The 6,501-nt window shown below is 70.6% G+C and carries 5 protein-coding genes and 1 pseudogene; 4 read left to right on the top strand and 2 right to left on the bottom strand.

Annotated features, from left to right (window positions below):
• Window positions 1-316: pseudogene (locus tag G4D83_RS46200) on the bottom strand (AAA family ATPase); the annotation flags it as partial.
• A gap of 292 nt (window positions 317-608) precedes the next feature.
• Here G4D83_RS46200 and G4D83_RS18930 point away from each other — a divergent pair.
• The 4 genes from G4D83_RS18930 (at window position 609) to G4D83_RS18915 (ending at window position 5,074) form a co-directional block, all read left to right on the top strand.
• Window positions 609-2,252, top strand: coding sequence for a DUF1592 domain-containing protein (locus tag G4D83_RS18930; protein WP_163866172.1), 1,644 nt, complete (start codon window positions 609-611; stop codon window positions 2,250-2,252).
• The gene (locus tag G4D83_RS18925; protein ID WP_163866171.1) at window positions 2,249-3,595 is read left to right on the top strand and encodes a DUF1552 domain-containing protein; all 1,347 of its coding nucleotides are present in this window, start codon (window positions 2,249-2,251) and stop codon (window positions 3,593-3,595) included. The genes G4D83_RS18930 and G4D83_RS18925 overlap by 4 nt, the downstream gene beginning before the upstream one ends.
• Window positions 3,596-3,642: 47 nt before the next feature.
• Complete coding sequence (locus G4D83_RS18920) at window positions 3,643-4,293, top strand: CAP domain-containing protein (RefSeq protein WP_163866170.1); 651 nt, start codon at window positions 3,643-3,645, stop codon at window positions 4,291-4,293.
• A gap of 70 nt (window positions 4,294-4,363) precedes the next feature.
• Window positions 4,364-5,074: a CAP domain-containing protein gene (locus G4D83_RS18915; protein WP_163866169.1), complete on the top strand. Its 711-nt coding sequence runs from the start codon at window positions 4,364-4,366 to the stop codon at window positions 5,072-5,074.
• A gap of 6 nt (window positions 5,075-5,080) precedes the next feature.
• On the opposite strand, the gene G4D83_RS18910 is transcribed toward G4D83_RS18915, so the two are convergent.
• Window positions 5,081-6,376, bottom strand: coding sequence for an alpha/beta hydrolase (locus tag G4D83_RS18910; protein WP_163866168.1), 1,296 nt, complete (start codon window positions 6,374-6,376; stop codon window positions 5,081-5,083).
• Between the last annotated feature and the right edge of the window lie 125 nt (window positions 6,377-6,501).

The following is a 6,501-nucleotide window of genomic DNA, read 5'->3' as shown; positions in this document are numbered from 1 at the left end:
CCACCACCCGCCCCCGCCGATTCCGGATGGCCGAGACGCGATGCAACGTCCGCTCGATGCCCGCCCGGTTGTCCTCCCCCGGCGCCCCCACCCGCTCCAACACCTGCTGCAGGTCCTCCAGCACCACCGGCGCCTCCCGCAGCCGCACCACCCGGTCCACCAGCCGCGCCTCCGGCGCCCGCCCCAAATCCAGCACCACCTCCAGCACCTGCGTGGAAGCAAGCGCTCGCACCACCTCCCGCAACCCCTCCGGCAGCACGTCCACCAGCAACAGGAAGTCGTCAGCAACGGCGGCATCGGCACGCGATGAAGTCATGGCGCCTCTCCTCTACCGGAGCCCCGACGCCGCTTCCACGTCATCTCCCGCTTCCTCCCTCGCCCCGCCCCAGGCCCCACGCGGGGCAACCCGCTTCACCTCCGCATCCCCCCACACCCCACGCAAGGCCTGGCCCCTCCCGTCCATCCATCCCCCCAGGGCCTCCTCCCCGTTCACTGTCCAGCGGGAGGCCTTGGTGAGCGTCTTGCTTTGCCCCGCCCCGGCTCCGCCAGTCGCGGCGCGGTGAAAGGGGGAAGAGGACGTGACATCCACGCTTCACGAACGAAGGCCCATGCGCTGGCTCGCGAGCGCGGGCTGCATCCTGCTGCTCGCGGGATGCAAGGGCGACTCCCTGCCCAAGGCCCGCGTCCTCCCAGGGGACGACAATCCCCACGCCCAGAACGACGAGTGCAAGGACGCCTCGAAGGACCCGGGCCGCGTCACCCTGCACCGCCTCAACCGCGCCGAGTACGACGCCACCGTGCGCGACTTGCTGGGCGACACCACCCGCCCCGCGCGCGACTTCCCGGCGGATGACCACGGCTACGGCTTCGACAACAACGCGGACGTGCTCAGCATGTCGCCCCTGCTGCTGGAGAAGTACGCCACCGCGGCGGAGAAGCTGGTGGAGACCGCCTGGAGCAAGGGCCACCTGCGCACCTGCGTGCTGGAGGCCGCCAATCCCGAGCCCTGCGCTCGCGACATCCTCTCCCGCTTCGCGCGCCGCGCCTGGCGCCGCCCCGTGACACCCGACGAGGTGAACCGGCTGCTGCGCGCCCTCCCGCTCGCCCAGCAGCAGGGAGACCCGCCCGAGATGGGCGTGAAGCTCGCCCTTCGCTCGGTGCTCGTGTCACCCCACTTCCTCTTCCGCATGGAGAAGGACCCGGCGTCCAACACGCCGCGCCGGCTCGACGACTTCGAGCTGGCCAGCCGCCTCTCCTACTTCCTGTGGAGCAGCATGCCCGACGAGGTGCTCCTCCAGGCCGCCGAGCAGGGCAGGCTGCGCACGCCCGAGGAGCTGGAAGCCCAGGTGCGCCGCATGCTCGCGGACCCCAAGGCCCAGGCCCTGGTAAGCAACTTCGCCGGACAGTGGCTCTTCACCCGCGCGCTCGACTCAGCGGAGCCGGACCCGACGCTCTACGGCGCTTTCAACGAGCCGCTGCGCCAGGCCATGCGCCAGGAGACCGAGCTGGTCTTCCAGGAGTTCATCACCGGAGACCACAAGCTGCGGGACTTGATGGATGCGCCCTTCACCTATGTGAATGACGCGCTCGCCACCCACTACGGCCTGCCCCCGCCCGGCAGCGCCACACCGAAGCGCGTGGACCTGTCTGGCCATTCGGAGCGTCAGGGCATCTTCGGCCACGGCTCGCTGCTCACCGTCACCTCCAACTCGGACCGCACCTCGCCCGTGCAGCGCGGCGTCTGGGTGCTGGAGCAACTGCTGTGCTCCGCGCCACCACCACCGCCGCCAAACGTCGAGGGCCTGCCGCCGCCGGTGAATCCTCACATGACGATGAAGGAGCGCATGGCGCTGCACCGCAGCCTGCCCCAGTGCCAGGGCTGTCACCGGATGATGGACCCGCTGGGACTCGCGCTGGAGAACTATGACCCCATCGGCCGCTGGCGTCTGAACGAGGTCAGCGGCGCGCCGGTGGATGCCACGGGAGACCTGCCCGACGGCACCGTCCTCAACGGAGGCGCGGACATGCGTCGCTTCGTCAAGGACGACCCGAAGCTCCCCGCGTGCCTCACCGAACACCTGCTCACCTATGCGCTCGGCCGAGGCATGGCGGACACCGACCACTGCGCGGTGAAGGAAATCGCGGCGACGGCGGAGGCCAGCGGCGGACGCCTTGGCGACTACATCCTCTCCATCGTCCTCAGCGACCACTTCACCTCCCGACGGGGAGACCCGGAGGCCCAGTCACCATGAGCAAGAAGCTCTCACTCTCCCGTCGGACCCTGCTGCGCGGCGCGGGGGCGCTGATGGCGCTCCCCCTCCTGGAGCGGATGGTGCCCGGCACCGCGCGCGCCGCCGAGGCCCTGCCCACCGCGAAGCGTCTCGCCGTCTTCTACGTGCCCAATGGCATCCACATGGCGAAGTGGACTCCGTCCGGCACCGGCCCCACCTGGGAGCTGACACCCACGCTCCAGTCCCTGGCACCGGTGAAGAGCGACATGCTCGTCATCAGCGGGCTCGCCAACGACGCGGGCAGGCCGGATGGAGACGGCCACCACGCCGCGGGCACCGCCGCGCTCTTGTCCTGCACCAAGGCCTTCAAGACGGAGGGCACCGACTTCCACGCGGGCATCTCCATGGACCAGGTCATCGCCAACCACCTGGCCCAGCAGAAGGCCACCCGCTATCCCTCGCTGGAGCTGGGCAACGACGCGGGCCGAGGCATCGGCAACTGTGACTCCGGCTACGCGTGCCCCTATGCCAACAACATCTCCTGGGCAGGCCCCCGCACGCCCATGGCCAAGGAGGCGCGCCCCAAGGCCGTCTTCGACCGGCTCTTCGCGGGCGTCGACCCCGGCACGACGCAGGCCCAGGTGGCGAAGCGCCGCGCCTACGGCCTGAGCATCATCGACTTCGTGCGCGAGGACGCCACCGCGCTCCAGAAGCAGCTCGGCGCCACGGACCGGCGCAAGCTCGACGAGTACTTCACCAGCGTCCGTGATTTGGAGAAGCAGGTGGATGCCCTGGGCCAGCAGGGGCCGGCGTGCGGCGTCCAGGTCGCGCCTGGCGAAGACGAGGACCCGCGCACCAAGACGAAGGCGATGATGGACCTCATCGTCCTCGCCTTCCAATGCGACCTCACCCGCGTGGCGACGTTCATGCTGGCCAACGCCCGCAGCAACAAGGTGTATGGCTTCCTGGGCCTCAGCGGCGGACACCACGCCTACTCCCATCACCAGTTCGTGCAGTCCAACTTCGACGCGCTGGCGACCATCGACCGGTGGGAGGTGGAGCAGTACGCCTACCTCGTGCGGCGGATGAAGGAGCTGAAGGACGCGACGGGAGCCTCGCTGCTCGACAGCTCGCTCGTGTACTTCACCAGCGAAATCGAGGACGGCAACGCGCACATCCACCGGAACCTGCCGGTGCTCCTCGCGGGCAAAGGCGGCGGCGCCGTCGCCACGGACCGGCACCTGCGCGCACCGGGCGTGCCCATCGCGAACCTCTACATCTCCATGATGCGGGCCATGGGTGTCCCCAACGTCACGAGCTTCGGCGCGGACGGCACGGGGGAGCTCGCGGGGTTCGGGGGGTAGCCAGGGACCTCATGCACACGGGGGCTTCCTGACGCATCATTCAGGTCATGCGTCCGTCTTCCGCCGCGCTCCGCTGGCCTCTGCTCGTCCTGCTCGTTCTTCCGCTCAGCTGCATCCCGGCCTCGAAGCCGAGTCAGCGCAAGTCCTCGACGGCCCAGCGCGCCGCCGCCACCGCGTCCCGGGGACAGCAGGCCCCCGCGCGCGGTACACCTCAAGAGCCGCGCCCCTCGCCACCTCCCGCGAACACCTTCGCGCGGGACATGGTGGAGGCGCACAACGCGGCACGCGCCGAGGCCCGGCCCACTCCGAAGCCCGCACTCCCTCCGCTCGCCTGGTCCGACGCGGCCATGAAACAGGCCGCCTCCTGGGCGAAGGCGTGCAAGTTCGAGCACAACCCGGACCGGGGTGACTTCGGCGAGAACCTGGCCGCCGCCACTCCAGATGCGTGGGGGACGCGACAGGTGGTGAAGAGCTGGGCGGACGAAGTCACCGACTACGACCACGCGCGCAACACCTGCAAGAAGGGCAAGGTGTGCGGCCACTACACGCAGGTGGTGTGGCGCAACACGACGGCCGTCGGCTGCGCCACCGTGCTGTGCAAGAAGAACTCGCCCTTCGGTGATGCGTTCCCCACCTGGCAGCTCTGGGTGTGCAACTACGCGCCGCCCGGAAACTTCGTCGGACAGCGGCCCTACTGAGTCGCGCCATCGCGGGTACTCCGCTCGCGCACCCTTTCCGTCGCGCCGGGCGCGGCGGATAATCCGCGCCATGAACCGCTCCTTCGTCCGACCCCTGCTGACCTGCGGTCTCCTCGCGGCCTGGCTCGCCACCGGTGCCGGCTGCGGCTCGGATGACCCCGCCGATGACGGTCCGGACACAGGCGACTCCGGTACGCCTGACTCGGGCTCCGGCACTCCGGACTCCGGCTCGGGTACACCGGACTCTGGCTCTGGGACTCCGGACTCAGGCTCAGGCACACCTGACTCCGGCTCGGGTACACCGGACTCTGGCTCCGACACGCTGTCGCAGTTCGCCCAGGACATGCTCGCGGGACACAACGCCACCCGCGCTTCGGCGCAGCCCACGCCGAGCCCCGCGCTGTCCCCGCTCACCTGGGACACAGCCGCGGAAACCGTCGCGCGGAACTACGCGGCCAGGTGCAAGTTCGAGCACAACGCCGGACGCGGCAACTACGGGGAGAATCTCACCGCCGCCACGCCAAACGCGCTGACCACCCGGGCCGTGGTGCAGGGCTGGAGCAGCGAGGCGTCCGACTACAACTACGCCAACAACTCGTGCACGAGCGGCAAGATGTGCGGCCACTACACGCAGGTGGTGTGGCGCGACACGAAGCGCGTGGGTTGCGCCACGCAGGTGTGCACGACGAACTCCCCGTGGGGTAGCCAGTTCCCCACGTGGCAGCTCTGGGTCTGCAACTACGCGCCCCCAGGCAACTACGTGGGCGAGCGGCCGTACTGAGCGCCTTCAGCGCTCCAGCGCGCGCAGCCACGCGGAGAGGGTGTCGAGCGCATCGCTCGTCACCACCTCCACCCCGGGCTGGTCCTCCCGCGCCGGCTCCGCGAGCCAGTGGTCCGCGCGCGGAATCACCTTCACCAACGCGCGGCCGGGCGCTCCGGGCCGCAGCTTCAGCCCGCGATTCAGCGCCCGCGCCGTGAGCGCCGCGGGCGTCGTCTCATCACGCTCGCCCAGGAGCGCGAGCACCGGCCCTCGCACGCGGCCCAGGTCCTCCGCCGAGTCGTACGACAGCACGTTGCGCCACACCTTGCGCTGCACCTCCAGGAAGCGCTCCACCGGCAGGCCCTTGAAGGGCGGCAGCGCCGTCACCGCGTACCAGCGCTTGCGCTTGGCCCGCTGCAACTGGAAGTCGAGCGTCTTCAGCGCACGCGCCTGCCCTTCATCCGTGTACAGGCGCGCGTCGTAGAACACGTCCAGGAACTCCGTCAGGTCCACCAGCTCCGGCCCGGTGAGCCCTCGGCGCCGGCCGTCGTTGCGCATGCGGTGCTGCTCCTGCTTCCACACCACCCCGCCCCCTCCGGACACCAGCACCAGGAAGCCCACGTCCTCCGGCGCGCGCGCCGCCGCGTTCACCGCCGTCCACGCGCCCTGGCCAAAGCCCATCAACCCCACCGCGCCGCCCGGTGCCACCCGCTCGCGCAGCGCCCGCGCCGCCACCACCCCGTCGTCCGCCAGCTCCCGCACCCCGGACACCCACGGCTGACTGTCCCCCGTGGAGCGCCCCGTGCCGCGCGCATCGAACGTGAGCACCGCGAGCCCCTGCTCGACGAGGAACGCCGGATAGGGCTCCAGCGACTCGCGCGTGCCCTGCCCAGCCTCGTGCAACAACGCCACCGCGTAGCGCGGCGCTTCTCCCGTCGGCAGCCACAGCGTGGCTGACAAGGTGACGTCGCCCGCCGCGCGCAGCGTGAGCTCCTCCGTGCGCACCGGCACCGGCTCCAGCACGAGCGCGCCCGGCGCCACCCCGCTCAACGTCAACGTGGGGGCTCGCCACCAGGCCAGCGCCGCGGGCCGACTGCCCTCCAGCGACCACAGGCCTTCACCCCGAGGCTCCAGCCGCCAGCGCCGCCGCGAGCTGAAGTCCATCAGGAAGGCCGACGACGAATCCTTCCCCACCCGCACCAGTCCGCCGTCGGGCCGACGCCACACTCCCGCGAAGGGCGGCGGCACATCGTCCACGGCGGGCGCTCCCGCCAGGGCCACGCTTCCGGCGAGCAACAGGCCCAGAGACACCGCGACACTCACGCCAATCCTCGACAACCGCACCTCCCGAAGCCGTGCCTTGCGTTCAAGCCGACCTGGAGCCCAGGAGCAACACCGCGTCACGCTCGCGAGCGCACGTGTGGACCGTCGGACACCTCGCGCACCCG

It is taken from the genome of Myxococcus eversor (genome assembly GCF_010894455.1).
GTDB lineage: Bacteria > Myxococcota > Myxococcia > Myxococcales > Myxococcaceae > Myxococcus > Myxococcus eversor.
Note: the sequence above shows the minus strand (reverse complement) of the source record. Positions and strands in the feature narration are given on the sequence as shown.